This is a genomic window from Kaistella solincola (assembly GCF_000812875.1).
In the GTDB taxonomy this organism is placed as follows: Bacteria; Bacteroidota; Bacteroidia; order Flavobacteriales; family Weeksellaceae; genus Kaistella; species Kaistella solincola.
Genome location: NZ_JSYK01000003.1, coordinates 990,670 through 1,015,152, shown reverse-complemented (window position 1 = coordinate 1,015,152; position 24,483 = coordinate 990,670). Strand labels below are relative to the sequence as shown.

Below are 24,483 nucleotides of genomic sequence, written 5' to 3'. Positions count from 1 at the left end.
GGTTGTTTTGCAGCCCTTTTTTCTAAATTTCCGGTCATGAAAACGCAAATTTTTATCCTTCTCTTAATCTCCGCACTTTTTTCTGCACAGAAAAACGTACTGGAAATCAACGGATGGACTAATATCAATACTTTCAAATGTGTTGAAAACCAGTTCAAAGGGTCTGCAAACGTTTATTCGTTTACTGGCGCACAACTGCCGAATATCGCTTTTAAAATCACCAATTTCGATTGCGGAAACAAATTGATGACCGGCGATTTTCAAAAAACTTTGAAAGCTGAAAAATTTCCGGAATTAACAATTAAATTTTTACAATTTAAAAAAACATCTTCCAATACCTTTCAGGCAGTTGTAGAAGTGAAAATGATGACCGTTTCCCGAAAATATCCGATTGAATTCACTTATTTTCAAAACAGTTTAATGGGAAACAAAAGGTTGAAATTCTCCGATTTCCAAATCGTGCCACCGAAAAAAATGGGCGGAATGGTTTACGTAAAAGATGAATTAGATCTTGTCTTCAGCTTAAAAACGAACGATTAAATAGTTTTTTCATAGTATCAGTTTAATGTGGGCTTCCTTTCGGGGAAGCTTTTTTTTTGAGAGTCCGAACCAGAAGAATTTAAAAAAACCTATTTATAGTGCTGAAAAATTCCGAAATCGGCCGCGGTCCAAAGTGCAGCTTTTTGTCCTGCACTTTTTAGCGCATTATTTGTCCAGGTGTTGCAGGTATTCAAAAAGCTGTAACTTCCTTTTGCGTCATAAAAGGCGTCGTCTTTACCGTAAACTGCATCAGTTTTAATTAAAATTGGTTTGCCATTTTTATCTCGATCAAATTTTTTCTGAATGAAATTGATGAGTGCTGCGTATTGTTTTTCACTCAGCATAATTCGTTTACAATCTTCCGATTCCTTCATTTCTTTGTAAAAGGTGCAATGCATCGCAGATTCGCTTAGCCAAAAAGTGGCCTCAAAAGCAGTAGAAAATTTCAAATCTGCCCAAGTGGGCGTGTCGAGGTAAAATCCCTTGTCGCCCCAACCAATGGATAGATATTTATAATCTGTGCTTTTAGAAGTTGTATTTTTAAAAAGAATGTCATCGCTCCAGTTTATCTGCTTCGATTTTACGGGTACTACAATATCAGTGTGTACACCATTGGTTAATATAAAAGTTTCCACCGTTTTAGGTTCCGAAATTTTTTGCGCTGGGATTTCAAAATAGGGAAGCGTAAATACGAAAAGCATGTAAACCGCGATTATTGCGATTAAGGCCAAAATACTTTTTAAAACTACAAGAATAATTTTCTTCATTCTCAAATGTAGTTGTTTTAACGCTAAAAAGAATTTAAAAAATTTGCTGATTTAAGGGCAAAAAAATGAAATTTTATTAAAGCTTAAGATTTGCTTTAAAGTCAACAACGTCGCTGTCTTGGGTAATGAAATCGATGTTTCTTTTCAAACCGGAAAATTTTGCCCTTTTAACGGGAGATTTTTTAAAAATTTCCGAAAACAGATCCTGCGACAATTCCTGCCAATCTGACTTTTCGAACTTGTGTAAAAGCTGATTTGGTTTAAATAATTCCTGCTGATGAGGTTTTGAAAAGCGGTTCCAAGGGCAAACGTCCTGGCAAATGTCGCAACCGAACATCCAATCTTCCATTTTCCCCTGAAAACTTTCGGGAATTTCGTTTTTTAGTTCGATGGTCGCATACGAAATACATTTGCTGCCGTCGATAATTCGTTCAGAAACAATGGCTTCGGTCGGGCACGCATCGATGCATTTTCGGCAGCTGCCGCAGTGGTCGGTCGTGGGTGCATCAATTTCAAGTTCCAGATCGCAGATGATTTCCGCTAAAAAATAAAACGAACCAGTTTGTTTGGTTATTAAGTTTGCGTTCTTTCCCACCCAGCCTATTCCGGATTTTCTTGCCCAACTGCGTTCTAAAATCGGCGCTGAATCGGTAAAAACCCGGCATTCGAAATCACCGATTTCTTCCTGAAGTTCGGCAACCATTTCGCGCAGAATATTTTTAATGATTTCGTGGTAATCCTGTCCGTACGCATATTTGGAAATTTTCAGCTGCCCGAATTTAGTTAAATCTTCTTCGGGGAAATAATTGTAAGAAAGCGAAATAACGGATTTAGAGCCTTCTACAAGCAAGCGCGGATCCAGTCTTTTATCGAAATAATTTTCCATATAAGACATTTCGCCGTGGTAATTATTTTTAAGATAATTTTCAAATGGCTTTGCATCATCCGCTAAAAAATCTGCCCGCGAAATTCCACAGCTTTGAAACCCAAATTTTTCAGCTTTGGATTTTATCAGCGTTGCGTATATTTCGGCACTTTGTGGCAGCATTAGACTTGCAAAACTAACATTATTTTATAAATTTGTTAATCATTAATTGTAACATTTAAAATGAAAAATATGTCAGTAGAAGAAATTTTAAGAAGCGGAAACTACCATTTAATCGATGTTCGCGAACCGATGGAACTCGAAATGGATGGCCAGATTGACGAAGCGGTAAATATTCCGTTAGGTGAAATTGAAAGTCACCAGGAAGAAATTGAAAGCTTGGACGGACCGAAAATATTTTTCTGCCGAAGCGGAAACAGAAGTGGCAAAGCGGTGGACTTTTTCAAATCCAAAGGTATGGAAGATGTCTACAACGGCGGTGGATACAGCGATTTAAGCAAAAATCTTGAAAGTATTTAATAAAAATTACCGGTTAAAAGCCGGTTTTTTTATGCCATTTTAGCCTGAAATTATTTAATCTGGCATTGCTGCCAAAAAGTAAATGAATGTTTAAATTTTATTAACTTTATTCTTCTGAATCATAATGTTTTAAGCCTGATGCTGCGACCTGCATAAGAAAATTGCCTGCTATTTGGCACGATTTTGACAAGGTTTGCCGTGTAAAACTTAAAATTTAAAATTATGAAATCAATTAAAAAATCAATCTTTGCTTTAGGTATAGTTACCGCAGGATTAGTAAGTGCGCAGAGTGCTGACATGAACAATATGATTAAAATTGGGGTGAACGGAGGAATCGCAGTTCCGGCTGAAAATGCAGGTGGAAATTTAGGTTTGGACCTTTCTTACCAGAACTTGGTAACTCCAGGTTTCGGTTTGGGTGTCGCTACTGGTTATAGTCACTTCTTCGGTAGAGAAAACGGAAGTATTGATAACAACGATTTCGGTGTAGTTCCTGTAGCAGCCTTGATCAGAGTTTATCCAAAACAAACCGGCTTTTACCTTGGAACTGACTTAGGTTACGGTTTCATCGTGGGTGATGACAAAGTGGCAAGCAACAATGCTACTGCAAGACCAGACGGTGGTTTCTACATTAAACCGGAAATTGGTTACCACAACCGCGATTGGAACGTGGCGCTGCAGTACCAAAAAACTTTCACCGGTGACAAAGGCGAAATCGGAAGCCAAAAATACAATGCCGGTGCTATCGGCGTAGGTCTTGGCTACAATATTCCATTAGGAAATTAATTTTTCAGCACAAAAACTGACCTTCTCTTTTAAAGAGGAGGTTTTTTTATTTCGCTTTTTTTAAAAAACTATTATTATCTTTGGATTAAACACTAAAAAATGGATGCTAAAAACAAATTTAATCTTTTCTTACCCGGCCTGCAGTCAGACAGCAATAACGATGTTTCGCTAATTGCTGCAGACCTTCGGGAAAAAGTAACGGTCGTTGGCCACTATAAAGCAAAAAACCAAAAAGTAAATCTTCTTGCGGAAAAATCTTACGCGACGAAGGATTTCAGCTCTTTTTCGGAAATTGCCAACCAGTTTATCAGCGATTTTGCGTTGGAAAACATCGATCTAATCTCAGTTGCTGTTCCAGGACCTGTAATCGCCGGAAAAAGTGAACCGCAACGACTGCAGTGGATTTTAGAAGAAGAAGAAATAAAACGCGAAACGAAAGTAGGCCACGTTTTTTTGATTAATGATTTGGAAGCATCCGCTTACGGTTTACAGAATGTTGACGAAAGTGATTTCGTTAAAGTGCACGATTGCGGAACTTTTACACCCGGAAATGTCGCGCTTTTAGCACCGGGCGAAGGTTTAGGTGAAGCAGCATTATTTTGGGACGGACAACATTTAAGACCTTTTGCTACAGAAGGTGGTCACTGCGAATTTTCACCAAGAACCAATGATGAGGTCGAATTTTATTCGTTTCTGCAGAAGATTTACGGCATCGTCAGCTGGGAATCTGTGCTTTCTACCGCAGGTTTATTCAATGTTTACCGCTTTTTACGCGATGTGAAACAGCAAAAACAACCCGATTGGCTTACCAAAGAAATTGAAGCCGACAATTTCACCGAAGCCATTATTCAAGGTGCTATAGAAGATAAAGACCGAGTTTGTAAAATGACGATTGAAACATTTTTAACTTATTTAGCCCGCGAAGCCAACAGTTTAGTTTTAAAAATGAAAGCTACTGGCGGACTGTATCTTACGGGACAAATTCCGGTGATGCTGGAGCAATTTTTAACCAATAAAAAATTCTATAAAAACTTTATCATCAGCGATAAAATGGAAAATATCCTTTCCGATATCCCCATTTATCTTGTGAAAGATGAAAAAACAATTATTAATGGTGCAGCTTTGTACGCAGCTTTTAATAAGAACTAAAGAATTTATTTTCTAATTATTAAAACTTCGCGATCGCGAAGTTTTTTTTAAAGATGCAAACTTATCTTACATCAAGATGGGTTCTTTAAACTTCTGATTATATTTGCACTTGAAAATTTTAATAAAAATATATGAAAAAATTAGTTTTAGCAGCTTTTTTAGCAAGCGGTTTAGCTTTCGGACAATCCAAAAAAGTAACAGATTCCAACGTTCAGTGGTGGGGTTATAAAATTGCAAAAACCGAAGCTTCTTCACACAACGGTTTAATCAATGTCAAATCAGGTGATGTAACGCTGAAAAATAACCAAATCGTAGGCGGAACTTTCGTGTTGGATATGAACAGCCTTAATGCCACAGATTTAACCGGTGAATACCAAACCAAATTAAACAATCACCTGAAATCAGGCGATTTTTTCGAAACAGAAAAATTCCCAACTGCGACTTACAAAATTACTTCTGTGAAAAAAAATGCTGACAAAGCCTTTCCTTTCATGGTTTACGGAAATTTAACTGCTAAAGGAAAAACAAATCCAGTTGCTTTCCCAGCTAAAATTTCTTTGAACAAAGGAGTTTTAAACATCACTTCTGATAAATTCAGCTTTGACCGTCAGAAATTTGATATTGCTTACCAATCTGCAGCGAAAGATGTAATCGTAAAAGACGAAATCGATATGCTGATCAACGTAACAGCGAAATAATTTTTCGCGCATATTAAAACGAAAAAAGAGCAGCTTTGTCTGCTCTTTTTTTTAATTTTATACCATGAAACTTTATGTCGTAAGCGGGCTCGGCGCTGCTTTCAAAGTCCTGGAGAAAATAAAATTTCCACCCAATGTGGAAGTTGCTTTTATCGAATGGCTCATTCCAACTTTAAATGAAGATTTTCACCATTATGTCGAAAGAATGGCAGAAAAAGTTGACGGCAGCGAACCGTTCGCGCTTTTAGGTTATTCTTTTGGCGGCCTGATTGTTCAGGAAATCGATAAAATAAAACCTGCTGAAAAAGTCGTAATTCTCGGCAGCATTAAATCCGACAAAGAAAAATCGCGCTTCATTAAATTTGGTGAAATCTCAAAAATTCCGCGTTTTTTGCCCCAAAAATTGTTCAATGTAAAATCTGCCACGGTGTATTCTTTCGCGCGCCAGCTCGTGGATCCGAAAAATCCAAAAATCATGGATTATCTTCAGGTTACCGATCCTTATTATTTGAAATGGGGAATTCAAAAAGTGTCCGACTGGAAGTTCGAGGAAAACCCGAAAGTTATTCAAGTTTTAGGCAGCAAAGACATCGTTTTTCCCTTAAAATATTCCAAGCCTGATTATGTCATCGAAAACGGTACGCACCTTTTTCCGGCGACGAAACCGCGACAAGTCTCAAAAATTCTCGCCGAAATTTTCCAGCCTCAAACTGAAAAAGCTGAATCGTAAAAATTACCTGCTTTAAAGGCAAATTTTTGCTTTTTACCTAACGCTGAAATTATTTTCAAAAATATTTCAGCCACGCTAAACTTTTAGAATGCATAAAATAAGGCTTATCTTTGTCTTAAAATTTCGAAGTTAGTCTTCGCTTTAAAAATAATGGAATCAATCAGTGTATTTGAAATTATAAAAGTGGGCATAGGCCCGTCAAGCTCGCACACCATGGGACCTTGGAACGCCGCCGAAAGTTTTATAAAAAAAATAAAAACCACGCATCAGCTCGAAAATGTTTCCGAAGTTTTTGTGGAATTTTTCGGCTCATTAGCGAAAACCGGTATTGGCCACGGAACTGATATCGCCGGAATGCTCGGACTTTCCGGTGAAGATTTTAAACTAATTGATACCACCAAAATCGAGGAAAAAGTTGCCGCAATCAAGACTTCAAATATCTTGAAACTCGCCGGCGAAAAAGAAATTCCTTTTATTTACGGTCATCACCTCATTTTAAATAAAAAAAAATCCCTCGATTTTCATCCAAACGGAATGATTTTCAAAGCTGTTTTTGAAAATGGTGACGAAATCGTGCAGGATTATTACTCGGTCGGCGGCGGCTTTATTGCCACTAAAGAAAACAATTCCTACGATTTGCAATGTGTCCGCACGCTTTATCCGTGCCATAACGGCAAAGATATCGAGCGAAATATGGCAAAACTTTCACTCGACAAAATTTCAGATTTGGTCTTTTTGAATGAAGAATCCTGGCGCACCCGTGAAGAAACCGAAAAGGAAGCGCTGTACATCTGGGAACAAATCAAACAGTGCGTTTACAAAGGCGTGAACAAAGAAGGCGTGCTTCCGGGCGGCCTGAAAGTGACGCGCCGCGCCGCAAATATCAACCGGAAATTACTCGGCGACAAAATCTATAAAAACCTTCCGGAGTGGTATCAATTATTAGTTGATGCCGACGTAAGTTTTACCAATATTAACAAATGGGTTTCATGTTTTGCGCTTGCCGTAAATGAGGAAAATGCCAGCTTTGGCCGCATTATTACCGCACCTACAAACGGCGCCAGCGGCGTGATACCAGCGGTTCTCATGTATTCCCAGGTGTTCACGGAGTTTAAAAGCGACGACAATGTCGTGCGTTTCCTTTTAGTGGCAGGTGAAATCGGCACACTTTTTAAAAAAAATGCGACCATTTCTGCAGCAATGGGCGGCTGTCAGGCAGAAATCGGCGTTTCTTCGGCGATGGCTGCTGCGGGTTTGACAGAAATTATGGGCGGCACGCCGGGACAGGTTTTGATGGCTGCAGAAATCGCCATGGAACATCATCTCGGTCTCACCTGCGATCCGATCGCCGGTTTGGTGCAGATTCCGTGCATTGAACGCAATTCCATGGGTGCTATAAAAGCAATTACAGCCGCAAATATCGCGCTGGAATCCGATCCTGCAAAAGCGCGCGTCACCTTGGACGAAGTCATCCAATCGATGTGGGAAACCGCGCAAAGCATGAGTGATCGTTTCAAGGAAACGTCGGAAGGCGGCCTGGCAATAGCGGTTAACGTAGCAGAATGTTAGATTTTTCTGAGGAGCAACACGATTTTCGCTTCTTAGAAGACGGGTTCCGGCTGTCCACTGTATCTTTTTATTTTTTTGCAAAAATAAAAAGGATGCCGTTTCCATCCGGTCTACAAGTCGGTTTTAGCACGAGCTCAAAAAATTTCAAAATAAAAAATTTGCCGCTATTTGTGGCAAATTTTATTTAATCGCAAAACGAAAAAAAAGCTGCTTTTAAGCGGTAAAAATTTTATTCAAAAAAAATTCGTGCTATTCGTGGCAATTTTTTCAATTTAATAAAATCAAAAAAAATGTGCTTTTAAGCGTTAGAAAATAAATTTGAAAATAGAAAATTAGCGTAAAATTCCACGAATTTTATTCGCGTTTCGAATCAGCTCTTCCAGGTATTCGTAATTATCTTTTTCCAGCGCCGATTTGAATTTGCGGAGCTGTGTAATGTGTTCATTCAAAACGTCCAAAACATTTTCTTTATTCTGTTTGAAAATCGGCACCCACATTTCCGGATGCGATTTCGCCAAACGAACCGTACTTGAAAATCCGGAACTCGCCAACTGAAAAATGGTGTCTTCTTCGCGCTCTTTTTCCAGAACCGTGTTTGCCAGCGCGTATGACGTAATATGCGAAATGTGGGAAATGTACGCGGTGTGAATGTCGTGGCTTTCTGCGTCCATATAGAGCAAATTCATTTCGAGATTTTCTGCTACTTTTTCCACAAGTTTTAGTGCCTCTTCCGCGGAATTTTCCTTGTCGCAAATTACGCCGGCGCGTTCTGAAAAACTGTCTTTTTTGGCTGCTTCCGGGCCGGAATTTTCCGTTCCCCACATTGGGTGAAACGCAACGAAGCGTTTTCTGTTCGGGTGATTTTTTACCGCATTTACAATCCCGGATTTTGTGGAACCTACGTCCATTACGGTTTGTTTTTCAGTCACCAAGTCCAAAACGTTCGGCAACAATTTTCGCGTCGCATCCACGGGTATGGCGAGGATAACCAAGTCAGAACTTTCTACAGCATTTTCCAGCGTAGAAATTTCATCAATAATTCCGAGCGTTTTTGCCTGCTGCAAATGATTTTCGCTGAAATCAACGCCGTACACGTAATCTGCAAGACCTTTTTCCTTGAGTTTTAAAGCCATTGAACCGCCAATTAATCCAACACCGATAATTGTTACTTTCATTATAAATTGGTTGAGATTTTAGCGGATTTTTTGCAGACTTTGAAAATGAGACTGTTCCGCGCATTTTTCAAAAATGATCTCAAAACGCGGGTTATTTTTCGGATAATTTAAAGTGTAGGCCGGACATGGCTTTTTTTGAGCTTCACTACGTTCAAAATCAATATTTCCTTTGGTGAGAATGCTGTCTTTTAAAAATTTTTCATCAATTTTCAGAATTTTCATTTCAGCCTGAAAGTCGGGTGAATAGGTGAATTCTTTTGAAAGTGTTTCCGCGATCACGCGAGAATTAGGCAAATATCCGCTGCAACTTGCGCCTTTTTTGTTCAGAATAAAAAATACTATAACCAGGCCCGGAATAAGACCTAATAAAAAGAATTTGAGTTTTCTCATTTAGAAAATTAAAAGATTGATGTCGTGGTAAGTCAGGTCGAAACGGTCGCAGATCATTTTTTTGGTGTGTCGGCCTTTGTACATATACAGCGACTGTTTCATTTCGTTTTTATGGACAAGCATATTATCAAAACCGCCTTCTTCGTCGTAGTTGAGGAGATAGGACAGGAAGAAATTGGAAATCGCTTTGGTAGTCGTACGCGGCATTTTCGAGGTTAGATTTGGTAAACCGCAATGGATTACGCCGTGCTTAATGATATACGGATTTTCCATATCGGTAAGCTCCGAAGTCTCTATCATTTTACCGTTATCGATCGTTACATCGATGATGACGCTGCCTTTTTTCATGCCAATGACCATTTCTTCGGTGATAATTGGGACGTAGCTTAATTTCGAAAGCGCCCCGATTACAACATCCGCTCTTTTTAAGCTTTTTGCCAGTTCTTTGGGATCAATAATTGAAGTGGGAACGCGGCCGTCCACCATCATGTGCAACCGGCGAAGTTTTGAAAGCGAATTATCGAAGACTTTTACGCTCGCGCCCAGGCCTAAAGCCGCTTTTGTCGCGAATTCGCCTACGATTCCGGCGCCCATCACCACCACTTCTGTCGGACGGACTCCTGTGATTCCGCCTAACATTAAACCGTTTGAAAGTGCCAATAATTCGGCGGCATAAAGCACTGAAATATTTCCGGCAATTTCACCGATTAATCTTACGAGTGAAAGTTGCTTGTATTCGTCGGCGATGAATTCAAACGCGATGGCGTTTACTTTTTTCTCCGCGAGTTTTTTGAAATATTCTTTATCACGTAGGTTAATTTGCAAAGCAGAAACCAGATAAATGTTTGGTTTCAGCAGTTCTATTTCTTCTACCGTTGGCGGATTGATTTTTAAAACCAAATCCTGCTCAAAAGTTTCGCGCGGATCCTGTGTAATTTTCGCACCTGAATTGGAGTATTGCAGGTCGGTGAAAAAAGAACCGTCGCCGGCGCCGGATTCCACAATAATCTGGTGTCCGTTTGCGACCAAAACCTGTACGGCGTCCGGAGTGATACATGTCCGTCTTTCGTTCAGGCAGGTTTCTTTCGGAATTCCGATGCTGAACTGTTTTCCTTTTTTTACAATTTCGAGTTTTTCCTCCTTAGGTAATAATTCCTGTTCGGTAAAAGGAGTGAAAACATGCGTGTTCCCCATAGTGTAAAATTTATATAACCACGGCTATTCCGTAGAAATTAAGACGCAAAGATACAATGATTTAAGTATTAATGAAGAAATTTTAGCGGAAGTTCACCACGCGTGAATTACCTTGGGTTTCAATGTGCATTTCGTGGTGCGGACTCTGAGAAAGTTCCTCTTCGTAAACTTCCGGCCATTCAATAATACACAAAAAAGCGTTGTCCAGGTATTCATCAATGCCTATGTCGTCCACCTCGCGCGCATTTTTCAGACGGTATAAATCGAAATGGAAAATATTGCCTTTCGGTGTGTCATATTCATTCACGATCGCGTAAGTAGGTGAAGAAACTTCTGCGGAACTGCCGAGATTTTTTACCAGAAACTGCGTAAAAGTAGTTTTACCCGCGCCTAGATTTCCTTTAAGCAAAAGAATATTGTGCTTGATTTTGGGCAAAATTTCATCAATTACCTTTTGCCAGTCTTCAATTTTATCTATTTTAAATTCCATTTACTTGTAAATTTCAACCAAAATTTCACCATCCTGGGTTATCGCTCCTCGATACATGCCGGAAGTGTTGAACGGCATTGCAATGTTTCCGTCTTTGTCCAACGCAATTAAACCGCCGTCGCCTCCCATTTTTTCAATTTCATCAATGGTTTCCCGAGCTGCAGTTTTAATGTCTTTATTTTGATATTCCATTTTCGCCGCTATGGTGCGCGCAGACGTGGAACGGATAAAAAATTCGCCCCAGCCGGTGGCAGAAATGCCGACCTGAGAATTCGCGAAAGTTCCTGCACCGATAATTGGCGCATCGCCAATCCGGCCGTATTTTTTATTGGTCATTCCACCGGTAGAAGTTCCGGCCGCAAGATTTCCCATTTTGTCTAAAGCAACAGCGCCAACTGTACCGAACTTTTGATCGATCTCGTAAGCTTCCGGCAAAGTATTTTGAGAAATTGGCTGCTTTTTAGCGGTTTTTTCTTTTTCTTTAAGTTTCTGCAAACCGTCCCAACGGTCTTTTGTCCAGAAATATTTCGGATCTACAATTTCCAAATTTTGCTCTTTTGCAAACTGCTCTGCGCCGGCACCAGAAAGCATCACGTGCTCTGATTTCTGCATCACTGCAATTGCCGTTCTGATCGGGTTTTTAATGGTATGAACGCCCGCAATTGCGCCCGCCGATTTGTCCTTTCCGTACATAACCGCAGCATCGAGCTCGTTTGTACCGTCGGCGGTGAAAACCGCGCCTTTCCCCGCGTTAAATAGCGGTGAATCTTCCATCACCACAATTGCCACAGCCACGGCGTCCACCGATGTTTTTCCGTTCTGAATTTCAGCATAACCGGCTTTTAAAGCTTCGGTAAGCTTCGCTGCGTATGCTTTTTCTTTTTCCGGCGTCATATTGGATTTCAGAATGGTGCCGGCGCCGCCATGAATGACCATTACGTATTTTTTCTGTGCTGAAAGCAGCAGGGATGTCGCTACAAATGTGGATAAAAAGATTTTTTTCATAACAGGAAATTGTGAGTCAAATTTATAGAATTTTTTGGTAGCGCGCTCCGCCGCAGGCGGAGCGCGCCAAAAAGAGATTTTGTAGCGTTTTAGCAGGGAATTTTTCAGATTTAAGTAAATATAAAACGTGAAATATTGCTTATATAGCGGCGATTTTTTTTTGTTTTCGTGCATTCGTGGCTTTTCCTTCGCACAGATTGCACAGATTTGTGAAATCTAATTTGACATTTCTCGCGCGGATTTCGCTGGTGAATGTTCTGGAAAAATTGGGTGTTTTGGCGGGCAATTTTTTAGCGTTTTAAGGAAGTTTTTTTGGCAAAATTGTAAAAAATTAAAAATCTGCCCTTTTAGCCGGTAATTTTTTAATTTGTAGTTCCGCGTAAGGGATCGCAATGGAAAGCCCGGAATGCGCCGCGCTACGCCGCAGGCGCAGCGCGGTAAATGAGGACTTGTAATGAAGAGCCCGACCCGGGCGGCGGGAAATATGCACAGTTCAAACTTAAGCGTGGGCGAGGGATACGCCCAAATTTTCCGCAAAAACAAAAACTTATTTCATATTTTTACAAAATGATTTCGAAGCAAACTATCGACAAAATATTTTCAGCCGTCCGCGTGGAAGAAATCATTGGCGAATATGTGCAGCTGAAGCGTACCGGTTCAAATTTCAAGGGTCTCAGCCCTTTTCATGACGAAAAAACTCCGAGTTTTGTGGTTTCGCCAAGCAAACAGATCTGGAAAGATTTTTCCTCCGGAAAAGGCGGAACAGCAATTTCGTTTTTGATGGATATTGAAAATTTCACCTATCCAGAAGCGTTGCGTCACGCCGCGAAAAAATACGGAATTGAAATTGAAGAGGACAAGACGGAACTTTCCGATGAGCAAAAGCAGGCGCAAACCGATAAAGAATTGCTTTATAAAATTCATGAAATCGCAAGTGAATTTTATCAAAATCTGCTTTTTGAAACCGAAGAAGGCAGGACAATTGGCTATTCCTACTTCAAAGAGCGTGAACTTCGCGATGATATTATTAAAAAATTTCACCTCGGATATTCGCCGGAGCAGCGAAATGCTTTTACCGAATTTGCTTTAAATAAAGGTTACGGCAAAGAAATATTGGAAAAATCCGGACTTTCAATTTTCCCCGAAAATGCACCAAATGGTATTGACCGTTTTCGTGAACGCGTGGTTTTTCCGATTCATAGTTTCTCGGGGCGTGTTTTAGGTTTTGGCGCAAGAATCTTAAAAAACAACGTTAAAACTGCAAAATATTTAAATTCTCCGGAAACGGAAATTTACCATAAATCCAGCGTTCTTTACGGTTTAAACCAAGGCAAACAGGCGATTTCGAAAAATAATCTCTGTCTTTTGGTGGAAGGTTATATGGACGTGGTAGCGCTGCACCAGGCAGGAATTGAAAATGTGGTGGCGAGTTCTGGCACCGCTTTAACGGTGGATCAAATTAAACTGATTAAACGATTAACCGAAAATGTAACCATTCTTTTTGATGGCGATCCGGCAGGAATTAAAGCCAGCTTTCGAAGCATTGATTTGCTCCTCGCTGAGGAAATGAACATCAGAATCCTGCTTTTTCCAGATGGTGACGACCCAGATTCTTTTGCCCGAAAACATCCGCGCGAATATGTGGAAAATTTCATCGCCAAAGAAGCGAAAGATTTTATCGATTTTAAGGCCGAAATTTTACTGAAAGAAGCTGGTGATGATCCCATAAAAAAAGCGGAGGCCATCCGTGATATTGTAAAATCGGTAGCTTTTGTAAAAAATGCGCTGAAGCGTGAAGTTTATTTAAAGGAAGTCGCCACGAAATTCGGACTTTCGGAACAGTCGCTTTTTAATGAGCTGAATGTTCAGAAACAGATCCAGCAGCAAAATTCGCCACAGCAAAAATCCGAGCCACAACAGAAAGCCAAAATGGAAGTGGTGGCGCCGGAAATTATTTCGGTAAATCCGCTTCTGGAACTCGAAGAAAAACTTGTAAAGCATATGCTGAATTTCGGTGATCGCGTGCTGGAGAAAAGCGATGCTGAAAATAAGCCGTTCAAAATCACGGTGATCGAGGAAATCATCAGCCATTTTGAAGAAGATGATTATGAAATTCAGTCGCCAATTAATGCGAAAATTATTTCGGAACTAAAGCACGGCCTTCAAAACAACGAAATAATTACGAGCGGTTTTTTCTTAACTTTAATGGATGAAAGTCTGGTGCAGAAAGTTTCATCAGCGATTTTAGAAGCCGATGAACTGAGCAATTGGGAGAAAAGCAATATTTTTCCGCCAAAACCCGGCGAAAAACTTGAAGCCGAAATTGAAGATGACATCCTGATTCATAAAAGTCATTTCATTGAAAAACTAATTTATGACATCGTAAAAAAACTGGGTTCTTCCACCGAAGGCGATGAAAATGAATACTTGGAGAATTTGAAGAAAATTATGATTTTGAAATCACTACTAAATGAAATCAATAAAAAACTGAACCGGCAACTGACAAAAGGGCATAATTTTTTTAAGGAACAAAAATTGTAAAACAATCTGCGTAAAAAATATAAAATGGATATTAAAAAAGATTTCAGAGATTTTTCTGTAAAACACTTAGGAAACAGCGGTTTGGCTACTGATCAATATATGGGAATGTACGGTCCTAATAACCTTACGCCTTATATTATGGAAGAACGTAGATTAAACGTCGCTCAAATGGATGTTTTTTCGCGTTTAATGATGGACCGAATTATCTTTTTGGGAACCGGAATTGACGACCAGGTTGCAAATATTGTAACTGCTCAGCTTCTTTTCCTCGAAAGTTCAGATGCTTCTAAGGACATTCAGATTTACATCAATTCGCCGGGCGGCAGCGTTTACGCAGGTTTGGGAATTTATGACACTATGCAAATCATTAAGCCTGATGTAGCTACAATCTGCACCGGAATTGCAGCTTCAATGGGTGCTGTTCTTTTGGTTGCGGGTGAAAAGGGCAAACGTTCTGCGCTGAAACATTCGCGTGTGATGATTCACCAGCCAAGTGGTGGTGCCCAAGGTGTAGCTTCTGATATGGAAATTAACCTGCGTGAAATGTTGAAACTTAAAAAGGAACTCTACGATATTATTTCAGAACATTCAGGTCAAACTTACGAATGGGTAGAAAAAGCGTCGGACAGAGATTATTGGATGACTTCCAGCGAAGCAAAAGATTATGGAATGGTGGATGAAGTTCTCCAAAGAAAAGTAGAAAACAAATAATCTTCTTTAAATTAAAATAGAAATGCGCCTCAAATGAAGCGCATTTTTTTTTTGCAAATTTGAAGAATTAGGCGTTAAAAGCCTCAATTATTTTAGAAAAATCTTCGATTTTTAATGCAGCACCGCCGATCAATCCACCGTCGATGTCTGGTTGTGAAAAAATTTCCTTTGCATTGTCCGGTTTAACCGAACCGCCGTATAAAATAGAAATTTCATCGGCAACTTCTTTTCCGTATTTCTCAGCAATTAAGCTTCTGATATGCGCGTGAATTTCCTGCGCCTGTTCCGGTGAAGCGGTTTCACCGGTTCCGATTGCCCAAACCGGTTCATAAGCGATGACCACTTTTTTAATTTCGTCAGCGCTTAAAGTAAATAAAGCAACTTCAGTCTGGTTTTTCACCACTTCCAGGTGTTTACCGGACTTTCTTTGCTCTAAGGTTTCACCGTTGCAGTAAATTGGTGTTAAACCTTTTTCTAAAGCCAGTTTAATTTTAGCATTGCAGTGCGAATCGGTTTCGCCGTGAAACTGACGTCTCTCAGAGTGGCCGATAATTGAACCGGTCGCGCCAATGGATTCCAGCATTTCAGCAGAAATTTCACCTGTATAAGCGCCGCTTTCGTATTCGCTCATATCCTGCGAAAAAATTCCGACTTCATTTAAAGCAAATAAATCTTTCGCCATCAAAAGATACAGCGCCGGTGGTGCAATCCAGATTTCGCAATTGGAAGCATTTTCTTTGGTATAATTTACCAGCTGCAACATCAATTGTTGAGCTTCAATTACATTTTTGTTCATTTTCCAGTTTCCTGCAACAATATTTTTTCTCATTTCAAAGCGTTTTAATCCAGTTTCCAGATATTTTTCATCATTTTATAATAATCGTGTTCCGGCTCGGAAACCTGCTCATCTGCTTTAATTAAAGTTTTGGCAAATTTCACGAAAGAAATTCTTTCTTCCTCTGTGGAATCGTCCAGAAAACATTGCGCATGAAACTCAAAATGTTTTTTCCAGTCTTGCTGTTTCAGCGTTGCAATGGTGTCTAATTCATCATCTAAATCCATTTTAAATGGAAATTCATCCGCAAGATATTTTTGGATATAGATGCCTTCTTCAGGCGCAAATTCGCCGTCAATTGCCGAGAGAATCATCAGCAAATGATATCCGGCAATAGATTTATTAGATTTTTTTGAATACATTTTTGTTTTATTTTTTTTGTTTAATATAGTCTTCAGCAGAACGTTTGTCTACTATTTTTCCGTTTTCCAGCGTAAGCACAAACGGATTACTTCTCGCGATTGTTTTAATCGCGGTGCCGTCCATCGTAGCATTTGGAAGTGTTTTAAAAGTGTCCGGTTCGGTAGAAATTCCGTGCACAAAAGCACTTTTTTCCTGATTTATAATGGCTTCAGCTTGTGCTAAAACATTGATGTTTGCTTCCTTTGGTTTATACGCGAAAATCAAAATGGCTTTTGGCGCATTTAAAATTTCATCGGTTAAATCTTTTCCGTCCGCGGTTTCAGGTTTAAATTTACCAATTTCAGATTCGTAACCTTGTTTGGTCATTTTCGAAGTGGTTTTCGCTTCATCTATTTTCCACGGCGAGCCGGTTTCCCAATATTTTTTGTCGTTCACATATTCGTCCTGATTTACCTCCAAAGTTTCACCTGTTTTTTCATTTTTCAAAACATAAAAAGTTTTAAAAATTGACGGGTTTTTATCGGTTTTTTTTCTTTCCAGCTTCATGTCCGTCCCAATTTTATAATCGCGGAAATCAATCACCGGCTCATGCGTAATTCCCCAGTTGATCACAAAAACCATCGTCATGAAAGCGAATGCCGAAAGATATTTTTTAAATTGTGTTTTTTCTTCAGGTTCCTCAAATTCATTTCGGTAAAGAAAATAAAGCACCGCCAAACCAATCAGCAAAATAATGTCTTTCCAGAAACTCTGCCATGGCGTAAGTTTCAAAGCATCACCAAAGCAGCCGCAATCGGTAACAACATTAAAATAGGCTGAATAAAAGGTTAAAAAAGCGAAAAAAACGCACAGCGCCAAAAGTGCGGTAAGTGTGAATTTCAAATAGCTTTTCAGTAAAAGAAAAAAGCCAAGAACAAGCTCCAGAACAACCACAATTATTGCTATAATAAGCGCCTGCTTTTCGAAAAACGGCATATTGAAAACCGCGGGCGAAAAATATTCTTCAAGTTTAAAGGAAAAACCAACAACATCAACTGCTTTTACAAAACCGGAAACTAAAAAAATAAGCGCAATTACAATACGCAGAATATTTTTAAACATAATCAAATAAAATCTGGTTTAAAAGTCGTTTTTTCCTCGGAAAATTTAATAAGGCAGAAAACAGCGTAATTCAGCATGTCGAAGTAATTCGCATCAATTCCTTCGGAAACCAACGTTTCGCCGGCATTATCTTCAATCTGCTTGGTTCTGAGGACTTTTTGGTAAATGAGATCGGTGATGGATGAAATTCTCATTTCGCGCCAGGCTTCGCCGTAATCATGATTTTTTTTCAGCATCAAATCTTTTGCTTCCTGTGCAAAGCGGTCGTACAAGCTCAGTATTTCAGCTTTGTCCTGTTTAAAATCGTCGGCAACACCTTTTTCCAGCTGAATGAGACCGATAATAGAGTAGTTCACGATCGCGATAAAATTTTCTTCTTCGGATTCACCAACTTTAGAAACACCGATGGTCTGAAAATTTCTGAGACTTTTAACCTTGATAAAAAGCTGGTCGGTTAAAGACGCCGTGCGCAAAACCCGGAAAGATGCGCCATAATCTGTTAGCTTATGACTGAAAAGTTCGCGGCATTCGGCAATTACCTGGTCAAACTGTTGAGCTGTTTTTTGCATAAAAATTCTAAACTTTTCAAAGATAAGAATTTCGGCTGAGAGTTTTGGCGCCGGAATGCGCCGAAATTGTATTTTTGTCGGATGAAAAGTGCAGTTTCACCACCGATTTTCCCCGTTTTCCGCACCATAAATTGTCGTGGTCGCCTCATCGATTTGTCGGAACCGAAAATTATGGGAATTTTAAATTTAACGCCAGATTCCTTTTCCGATGGCGGAAAATTTAATTCAGAAAAAAATGCCCTTTTAAGGGCAGAAAAAATGATTTCAGACGGCGCCGACATAATTGATATCGGTCCGCAATCCACGCGTCCCAAAGCCGAACTGCTGACTGCAAAAGAAGAAATTTCCCGCTTAAAAGGCATAATTTCTCAAATTAAAAAACAGTTTCCCGACACTTTAATTTCGCTGGATACTTTCTATTCCGAAACGGTAAAATTTGGTTTTGATGAAGGAATTGATATCATTAATGATATCTCCGGTGGAATGTACGATGACAAAATGTTCGAAACCGCGGCTGAAACGCAACTTCCATACATCTTAATGCATGTAAATCCAGGTTATGAAGAGATGCACGTGAAAGTCGTTCCGGACGATATTGTTCTGGCCTTAAACTATTATTTTTCCGAAAAGGTAGAACAGCTTCGAAAACTTGGAGTGATAGATATTATTCTGGATCCGGGTTTTGGTTTTGGGAAAACTGTGGCGCAACAACATCAACTTCTTGATGAACTGCAATACCTTTCATTCGGCACTTTTCCGCTGTTGGTCGGTATTTCACGGAAATCTTTTATTTACAAGCCTTTAGGAAAAGGAGCTTTGGATATCTTAGAAGAAACGCAAAAATTGCACCTTAAAGCACTGAAAAACGGCGCTAAAATCTTACGCGTGCACGATGTTGCTGAAACCAAAAAAACGCTGGATATTTTCCTCGAAAATTAGTTTAAACCCGAGAGTTTTTCGGCGTATTCTGCGGCAAATTGCTTCCGGTCACTTTCAAGTTTTTCTAAATTTTCGGGCAATATGTAGGTGAAAAGAATTTTGTCTTCGTCATCAAGAAAAATAATTTCTTTTTCATTACCATCGATCATTTGTGTGAAAATTTCCCACATCGACGTGTCTTTCGCTTTTAAAAGTTCAAAAAAAGAACTTGCTTTAATCTGTATATTTTTCATTTCTAAAATCCTAAAAGGCTCAATTTCAATTGAACCGCAAAATTATCTTTGAACGAATCGGTCGCGTAATGACCAACGCGGTAGAAAAGTCCTAAATCGAACGGTGTACCTAAAATATGGTTGGTTTCAAAACCGATTTCCTGGTAAAGATGATTCAGTTTTTCAAACTTAAACTGGTGAAATTCCGGGTTTTTCATGTCGCCGGTAATTCCTTTATACAGCAAATTGAAGCTTGAAGTCGTTTTTCCAACCGTGCGGAAGTAAAACGGCAAACGGTGCGTGAAGTAATAACCGATGAATTTGTCGTTGTAATATTTTCCGCCTTCCATGGTCGCAAAACCGAGATACGACGTAAAATTAAAATTGAAAGAAGAGCTGGCAGTTCCAAGTCCATTCATCGCAAACTGATGCCAAATTGGAGCTTCATCCGTCGTTAAACCCGTATAAGCACGGAGTCCAGTAAGACCGGCTTTAGTTTTAAACTGATGTTGCGCTAAAAAATCAAAACGGCTGAAATTAAAATCTCCCCCTAAAGTTTTCAAAGCCTGTTCATAATTAAAGTAAAATTCCGGATAATTTTGGTTGTAGGTCACTTTTCCGGAAGGCGTCATCATGCTTTTCGAGCGTGGCGTGTATTTCAAAGTCAGCTGCGTGGCGAAATTTTCAAACTCAAAACCAAGATTATTAAAATTATAATTAAATTTTGCTGCTTCACGGTCCTTTTTTGCGGAAATTTTCAGCGTTAAAGTGTTTGTCAAATCATTTTGGTAGGAGAGCTTGAAACCTTTAAAACCGTAGAAACGGTCGTTGCTGGCGTCAATTCCACCGTTCATTACTTTCATTTTGAAGTTCCACAAATCTTCATTGAAGCGTCCGGCAGCTTCAACATCGTTGTAATATTCTGCCCGGAAATACGAGGTTTTTTCTAAAGTTGTCTTAATGTCGATTCCGGCGCCGTATTTCCACTTGTGATCTTTAAAACCGTAGCCAAAATAAGCGTCCGGCGAAATATATTTATTGAATTTTTCGTTGGTTTTCACGCCGGCACCAAGACGAACTCCTTCATACAGATTATATTTGAAGAGCTGAAGTGCGTCAAAATCTACTTTACCAACGCGCAGTTTTCCGTCCAACAAGCCACTCAAAATATTCAGTTTTTGATCGAGTTTATACTTTTGCCCAACGCTGTCAATCGCGGTGTAAGTCAGTTCTTCGCGTTCTGTTAATGGTTCCGTTCGGTATAAATCCAGCGAATTTCCGTCAGAATTTTTTACCGATAGCGAGTAACCAGAGAATTTTTTCGGTTCCAGATCCGGATTTATTTTAAAATCAAAATAATCCGAACGTATGTAAACATAGCTCCCGAATTTTTTGCCGTCTTTTTGCTGTTTTTTTTCGTTTTTATCTTTTGGCTGTTCAGCATCGAAGTTGGTGCTGCCCATTTTCAGTTTTAAATTTTCCTGCAGCAGAAACCATTTATTGTCTATCGGTATCCAAATGCTGGTCATCATACCGTTGCTTTTAACTTTGCTGTTGCTTTCGATTTTTTTCAAAGCATAATTTTCAGCATCGATGTAAAGATAACCGTTGAATTTCCTTCGTTGGACCGGTTTTTTATAATCTGCCTGACGAAAGCGGATGACGTAATTTTTTCGCCCATCGATCATGATGCTGTCGGTGAGGAAAAAACGGTATAGCGCGCGGTTTTCTTCGCGGATTTCGCGTGGAATCTGGTTTCTGTTGGAGCGAAGCGCGAGCAGTTCATAAACAGGTTCCTGCAAACCCGAAATGCGGTTATCCAGAATATTTACTTTTTCACCATATTTTTTTGAAAACAGGAATTCTGTGGCGCGTTCCCACAAAAACATTTTGTTGCGGCCGAGGAGTTTCATTACATTTTCGGTTTCCAGCGAATCTTTTTTCTGTTCTGTGGTTTGCGTTGGCGTAGGAAGCATTTTCAGCGAATCAATCATTTTATCCAGCGACTGATTGTACTGCTGAATGCTGTCCTGATCTAAATCGTAGGAGATTTTTTCGTAGGATTTATAAGAATAAGAATCCAGGCTTTTCGGTGAATTTTCTTTATAATTATCATTCACTTTTTTTAAAATCGCCAAAGCACGCGGGTCGCTTTTATCAGCGATAATTACAGCCTGAATAGACTGGGTTTTCGGATCGGTTTTAGACAGTGCAATTTCCATCACTTTATCCACGACAACATCGTCTTCATAATAACCGGCAGCTTTTACCGAAACCTGCTTGCATTTCGTTTTAAAAGATAAAACGCCATTTTTATCCGTTTTACCGGCTAATTTTTCTTTGCAGAAAATCTCTGCGTTCACTATTGGAACACGATCGCCGGTGCTGAAAACAGTAATTTTGGACTGCCCGAAAGCGGCAAGGGAAACAAAGAAAAAGAGCGCGAATAAACATTTTTTCATACCAAGCAAAAGTATTCAAAAAAATAGAATAAAAACAGCAAATTTTTAGCAACGAAAAAAGGTAATCGGTGAAAAATTAGCTGTTAAAACGCATAATTTTTTTAAAGTTTTATAAACCTACGAAATCCGGCTCCATTTATTTTTGCCTTTATACTGCTTTGCATAATACGTCCGCAATGCGAAATTTTCGGAGTTTTCTAATCGCGGATCTGCTTCCAGAAGTTCTTCTACCGCGGCTTTAGCAGCTTTAATGATGTTGCTGTCGGTAATTAAATCAAGTTTTTTAAAATCTACAACGCCGCTTTGCTGAGTCCCGAGAATATCGCCGGGACCGCGTAGTTTCATGTCAACTTCGGAAATTTTAAAACCGTCATTGGTTTCCACCATGGTTTTCATGCGGGTGCGGCTGTCGCTGGTTAATTTGTCGGAAGTCACCAGAATGCAATAGCTCTGTTCCGCGCCGCGCCCGACACGGCCGCGCAGCTGATGGAGTTGGGAAAGCCCGAACCTTTCGGCACTTTCGATGATCATTACCGAGGCATTCGGAACGTTTACACCGACTTCAATAACCGTCGTTGCGACCATAATTTGAGCATTTCCGGAAGCGAAATATTTCATCGCAGCTTCTTTTTCCGCAGGTTTCATGCGGCCATGCAACATGGTGACATTATAACCTTTGTAAAACTCCAAAATATGGTCAAAATTCTCCAATAAATTTTTATAATCCAGCGTTTCGGATTCTTCAATCAGCGGATAAACGAAATAGATTTGTCTGCCTTTTTCAATTTCCTCTTTCGCGAAGCGGAAAATCGTCAAACGGTCTTTCTCCCGGCGATGAGCGGTGATAATGGCTTTTCGGCCGACGGGAAGTTCATCGATTACCGAAACATCCAGATCGCTGTAAAAACTCATCGCTAAAGTGCGCGGAATTGGTGTCGCAGTCATGACCAAGATATCTGGCGGAATTCTGTTTTTAGCCCACAATCGCGCGCGCTGTGCCACGCCGAAACGGTGCTGTTCATCAATGATGGCAAGTCCAAGGTTTTTGAACTGCACAATATCTTCCAAAACCGCGTGCGTACCGACCAATATTGCGAGTTCTCCGCTGAGCAATTCCTTATGAATAATTTTCCGTTCCGAAGTTTTGGTGGAACCGGTGAGCAGGCGAATTTTAATATCGGTATTCACCAAAAGTTCCTGCAACGAATTATAATGCTGCTGCGCCAGGATTTCGGTAGGCGCCATAAAACAGCTCTGAAAACCATTGTCAAGCGCAATCAGCATCGATAACAGCGCGACCATCGTTTTGCCGGAACCGACGTCGCCCTGAAGCAAACGGTTCATTTGAATCGGCTTTTTCAGGTCGGTGCGGATTTCTTTCAGCACTCTTTTTTGTGCGTTGGTTAATTCAAACGGAATTTGATTATTGTAAAAATCATTGAAATTATCGCCAATTTTTGGAAAAGGATTACCGACCACCGAAGTTTTGTGGTGCTGTTTTTTCAAACCAAAACCAAGCTGAAAAAAGAACGCTTCTTCAAATTTTAAACGTTTTTCAGCGTGTTTGTAATGATTGATATCTTTCGGAAAATGAATATTGTAAAGCGCTGGAAGTCGACCGATGAGTTTCAGTTTTTTCAGCAAATTTTCCGGAAGATTTTCTGCTGTTAAATTGGGCAAATTTTTCAGAATTTCCTTTAAAACTGTTTGAAAGAATTTATTGTTCAGGCCGCGTTTTGCCAGCTTTTCGCTACCGGGATAAATCGGCAATAAACTTCCTGAAATGGCTTTTTTCTCATCGATTTCAATTTCGGGATGTGCCATAGAAAATATGCCGTTAAACTCGGTAATTTTTCCGAAAATAAAGATTTCGTGGTTCAGCGGAATTTGCTCTTTCATCCATTTTGAATATCGAAACCACACAATTTCAATTGATCCTGTAGAATCCCGAAATTTCCCGGAAAGCCGCTTTTTTCCGCTGCCGTACGCGACTTCTTGTAAATCGGTGATTTTTCCTTTAAGCTGAATTTCATTTTCGAAATCCGCTCTTAAATCTTTAATTGCGTACACCTTGCTTTTGTCGATATAACGCAAAGGGTAGAAGGTGAGAAAATCGTAAACGGTGGTGAAGCCCAAGACATTTTTAATGAATTTAGCTCTTTCGGGACCGATTCCTTTTAAAAATTCTATGGGCGTTTCTAAGGTCAAATTGCTTAATTTTCTAAACGGTAGCGAATTTCGACAAAATAGAAAAGACTTCCAAAAATTATTTGAAAGTCTTTTTTATCAAGTAAACCGAAGTTAATCTTTAATTTTCGATTTAAATTTTTTCTGGTAAGATTCCCACTGATCACGCGAACTTATTTTCTTATAATCATCCGTAGAAATAAAAGTCACGTACGGCTCCAGTTCTTTTGCGGTAATAGCGCCTTGCAGCAACGTGATCGGCATGCTTTGTTCATCTAAAAAAACCGTTGTTGGAACCGCATTTACGCTCATAAACTTGGTGAATTCGTGAAGAGAGGCTCCATTTTTACTTTTCGATGTTCCTAAATTTGAAAATTTTCGGCCAAACAGCGTAATATTTTTTTTGCTTTCGGCATCAAATTTCACGAGGTAATAATTTTTCTGCAAATTTTCCGCAATCTGCGGATGGTTAAAAGTTTCGGTTTCCATCTTTTTGCACGTCACACAAACGTCTGTATAAAATTCGATCAGAATTTTTTTCGGAACCGTTCGTTGCGCTTCCACAGCTTCTTCCAACGTCATCCACTTAATCTGACCGGACGTAAAAATCAGAAAAAAAAGGGTAAAAAAGAGGGAAATTTTTTTCATTTGCTTTAGGAATAAGC

The 24,483-nt window shown here is 39.6% G+C and carries 25 protein-coding genes; 10 read left to right on the top strand and 15 right to left on the bottom strand.

The window, feature by feature from the left end:
- Window positions 1-36 precede the first annotated feature (36 nt).
- Window positions 37-540 (top strand): YceI family protein, encoded by a 504-nt coding sequence (locus OA84_RS08695; protein ID WP_039344864.1) that lies wholly within the window; start codon window positions 37-39, stop codon window positions 538-540.
- Between the two features lie 89 nt (window positions 541-629).
- Here the strand turns inward: OA84_RS08695 and OA84_RS08690 are convergent, their stop codons facing one another.
- Entirely contained in the window at window positions 630-1,307 is a 678-nt protein-coding gene (locus OA84_RS08690) for a TIGR02117 family protein (protein ID WP_039344861.1), read from the bottom strand.
- A gap of 76 nt (window positions 1,308-1,383) precedes the next feature.
- Window positions 1,384-2,355 (bottom strand): tRNA epoxyqueuosine(34) reductase QueG, encoded by a 972-nt coding sequence (queG, locus tag OA84_RS08685; RefSeq protein ID WP_156965056.1) that lies wholly within the window; start codon window positions 2,353-2,355, stop codon window positions 1,384-1,386.
- A 69-nt stretch (window positions 2,356-2,424) separates the two neighbouring features.
- On the opposite strand from queG, the gene OA84_RS08680 reads away from it, so the two are divergent.
- The 6 genes from OA84_RS08680 (at window position 2,425) to OA84_RS08655 (ending at window position 7,644) form a co-directional block, all read left to right on the top strand.
- Window positions 2,425-2,712, top strand: coding sequence for a rhodanese-like domain-containing protein (locus OA84_RS08680; protein WP_185093404.1), 288 nt, complete (start codon window positions 2,425-2,427; stop codon window positions 2,710-2,712).
- 222 nt (window positions 2,713-2,934) lie between these two features.
- On the top strand, window positions 2,935-3,498 hold the full coding sequence (locus OA84_RS08675; RefSeq protein ID WP_039344856.1) for a hypothetical protein: 564 nt from the start codon (window positions 2,935-2,937) through the stop codon (window positions 3,496-3,498).
- Between the two features lie 99 nt (window positions 3,499-3,597).
- The gene (locus OA84_RS08670; RefSeq protein WP_039344853.1) at window positions 3,598-4,647 is read left to right on the top strand and encodes a glucokinase; all 1,050 of its coding nucleotides are present in this window, start codon (window positions 3,598-3,600) and stop codon (window positions 4,645-4,647) included.
- 131 nt (window positions 4,648-4,778) lie between these two features.
- Window positions 4,779-5,345: a YceI family protein gene (locus OA84_RS08665; protein ID WP_039344850.1), complete on the top strand. Its 567-nt coding sequence runs from the start codon at window positions 4,779-4,781 to the stop codon at window positions 5,343-5,345.
- 64 nt (window positions 5,346-5,409) lie between these two features.
- Window positions 5,410-6,075, top strand: coding sequence for an alpha/beta hydrolase (locus tag OA84_RS08660; RefSeq protein WP_039344847.1), 666 nt, complete (start codon window positions 5,410-5,412; stop codon window positions 6,073-6,075).
- A 150-nt stretch (window positions 6,076-6,225) separates the two neighbouring features.
- Window positions 6,226-7,644 carry an L-serine ammonia-lyase gene (locus OA84_RS08655; RefSeq protein ID WP_039344844.1) on the top strand — a complete coding sequence of 473 codons (1,419 nt, stop codon included), beginning with the start codon at window positions 6,226-6,228 and terminating at the stop codon, window positions 7,642-7,644.
- Between the two features lie 332 nt (window positions 7,645-7,976).
- On the opposite strand, the gene OA84_RS08650 is transcribed toward OA84_RS08655, so the two are convergent.
- From OA84_RS08650 to OA84_RS08630, 5 genes are all read right to left on the bottom strand, one after another.
- Window positions 7,977-8,819, bottom strand: coding sequence for a prephenate dehydrogenase (locus OA84_RS08650; protein WP_039344842.1), 843 nt, complete (start codon window positions 8,817-8,819; stop codon window positions 7,977-7,979).
- 18 nt (window positions 8,820-8,837) lie between these two features.
- The gene (locus OA84_RS08645) at window positions 8,838-9,209 is read right to left on the bottom strand and encodes a hypothetical protein (RefSeq protein ID WP_039344838.1); all 372 of its coding nucleotides are present in this window, start codon (window positions 9,207-9,209) and stop codon (window positions 8,838-8,840) included.
- Window positions 9,210-10,403, bottom strand: coding sequence for an alanine dehydrogenase (locus OA84_RS08640; RefSeq protein ID WP_039344835.1), 1,194 nt, complete (start codon window positions 10,401-10,403; stop codon window positions 9,210-9,212).
- A gap of 82 nt (window positions 10,404-10,485) precedes the next feature.
- A complete protein-coding gene (gene tsaE, locus OA84_RS08635) occupies window positions 10,486-10,893 on the bottom strand; it encodes a tRNA (adenosine(37)-N6)-threonylcarbamoyltransferase complex ATPase subunit type 1 TsaE (protein ID WP_039344832.1) in 408 nt (135 codons plus the stop codon).
- Window positions 10,894-11,898, bottom strand: a complete 1,005-nt coding sequence (locus OA84_RS08630) for an isoaspartyl peptidase/L-asparaginase family protein (RefSeq protein WP_039345946.1) — start codon at window positions 11,896-11,898, stop codon at window positions 10,894-10,896.
- A gap of 567 nt (window positions 11,899-12,465) precedes the next feature.
- Between OA84_RS08630 and dnaG the strand changes: the two genes are divergently transcribed.
- Entirely contained in the window at window positions 12,466-14,439 is a 1,974-nt protein-coding gene (gene dnaG / locus OA84_RS08625; RefSeq protein ID WP_052252156.1) for a DNA primase, read from the top strand.
- 24 nt (window positions 14,440-14,463) lie between these two features.
- Complete coding sequence (gene clpP / locus OA84_RS08620; RefSeq protein ID WP_039344830.1) at window positions 14,464-15,150, top strand: ATP-dependent Clp endopeptidase proteolytic subunit ClpP; 687 nt, start codon at window positions 14,464-14,466, stop codon at window positions 15,148-15,150.
- 67 nt (window positions 15,151-15,217) lie between these two features.
- Here clpP and tpiA read toward each other — a convergent pair whose 3' ends face one another.
- Genes tpiA through OA84_RS08600 form a run of 4 tightly spaced genes read right to left on the bottom strand, consistent with a single transcriptional unit; the run spans window position 15,218 to window position 18,018 of the window.
- Window positions 15,218-15,979: a triose-phosphate isomerase gene (tpiA, locus tag OA84_RS08615; protein WP_039344828.1), complete on the bottom strand. Its 762-nt coding sequence runs from the start codon at window positions 15,977-15,979 to the stop codon at window positions 15,218-15,220.
- An 11-nt stretch (window positions 15,980-15,990) separates the two neighbouring features.
- A complete protein-coding gene (locus OA84_RS08610; RefSeq protein ID WP_039344825.1) occupies window positions 15,991-16,347 on the bottom strand; it encodes a tellurite resistance TerB family protein in 357 nt (118 codons plus the stop codon).
- A 7-nt stretch (window positions 16,348-16,354) separates the two neighbouring features.
- A complete protein-coding gene (locus OA84_RS08605; RefSeq protein WP_039344822.1) occupies window positions 16,355-17,449 on the bottom strand; it encodes a BT_3928 family protein in 1,095 nt (364 codons plus the stop codon).
- 2 nt (window positions 17,450-17,451) lie between these two features.
- A complete protein-coding gene (locus tag OA84_RS08600; RefSeq protein WP_039344819.1) occupies window positions 17,452-18,018 on the bottom strand; it encodes a DUF1599 domain-containing protein in 567 nt (188 codons plus the stop codon).
- An 81-nt stretch (window positions 18,019-18,099) separates the two neighbouring features.
- Between OA84_RS08600 and folP the strand changes: the two genes are divergently transcribed.
- Window positions 18,100-18,957 (top strand): dihydropteroate synthase, encoded by an 858-nt coding sequence (gene folP, locus OA84_RS08595; protein WP_052252155.1) that lies wholly within the window; start codon window positions 18,100-18,102, stop codon window positions 18,955-18,957.
- On the opposite strand, the gene OA84_RS08590 is transcribed toward folP, so the two are convergent.
- From OA84_RS08590 to OA84_RS08575, 4 genes are all read right to left on the bottom strand, one after another.
- The gene (locus OA84_RS08590) at window positions 18,954-19,190 is read right to left on the bottom strand and encodes a BTB/POZ domain-containing protein (RefSeq protein ID WP_039344817.1); all 237 of its coding nucleotides are present in this window, start codon (window positions 19,188-19,190) and stop codon (window positions 18,954-18,956) included. The genes folP and OA84_RS08590 overlap by 4 nt on opposite strands.
- A 2-nt stretch (window positions 19,191-19,192) precedes the next feature.
- A complete protein-coding gene (locus OA84_RS08585) occupies window positions 19,193-21,631 on the bottom strand; it encodes a DUF5686 family protein (protein ID WP_039344815.1) in 2,439 nt (812 codons plus the stop codon).
- A 117-nt stretch (window positions 21,632-21,748) separates the two neighbouring features.
- Window positions 21,749-23,839 (bottom strand): ATP-dependent DNA helicase RecG, encoded by a 2,091-nt coding sequence (recG, locus tag OA84_RS08580; RefSeq protein ID WP_039344814.1) that lies wholly within the window; start codon window positions 23,837-23,839, stop codon window positions 21,749-21,751.
- A gap of 93 nt (window positions 23,840-23,932) precedes the next feature.
- Window positions 23,933-24,466: a thioredoxin family protein gene (locus OA84_RS08575; protein ID WP_039344810.1), complete on the bottom strand. Its 534-nt coding sequence runs from the start codon at window positions 24,464-24,466 to the stop codon at window positions 23,933-23,935.
- Window positions 24,467-24,483: the final 17 nt, after the last annotated feature.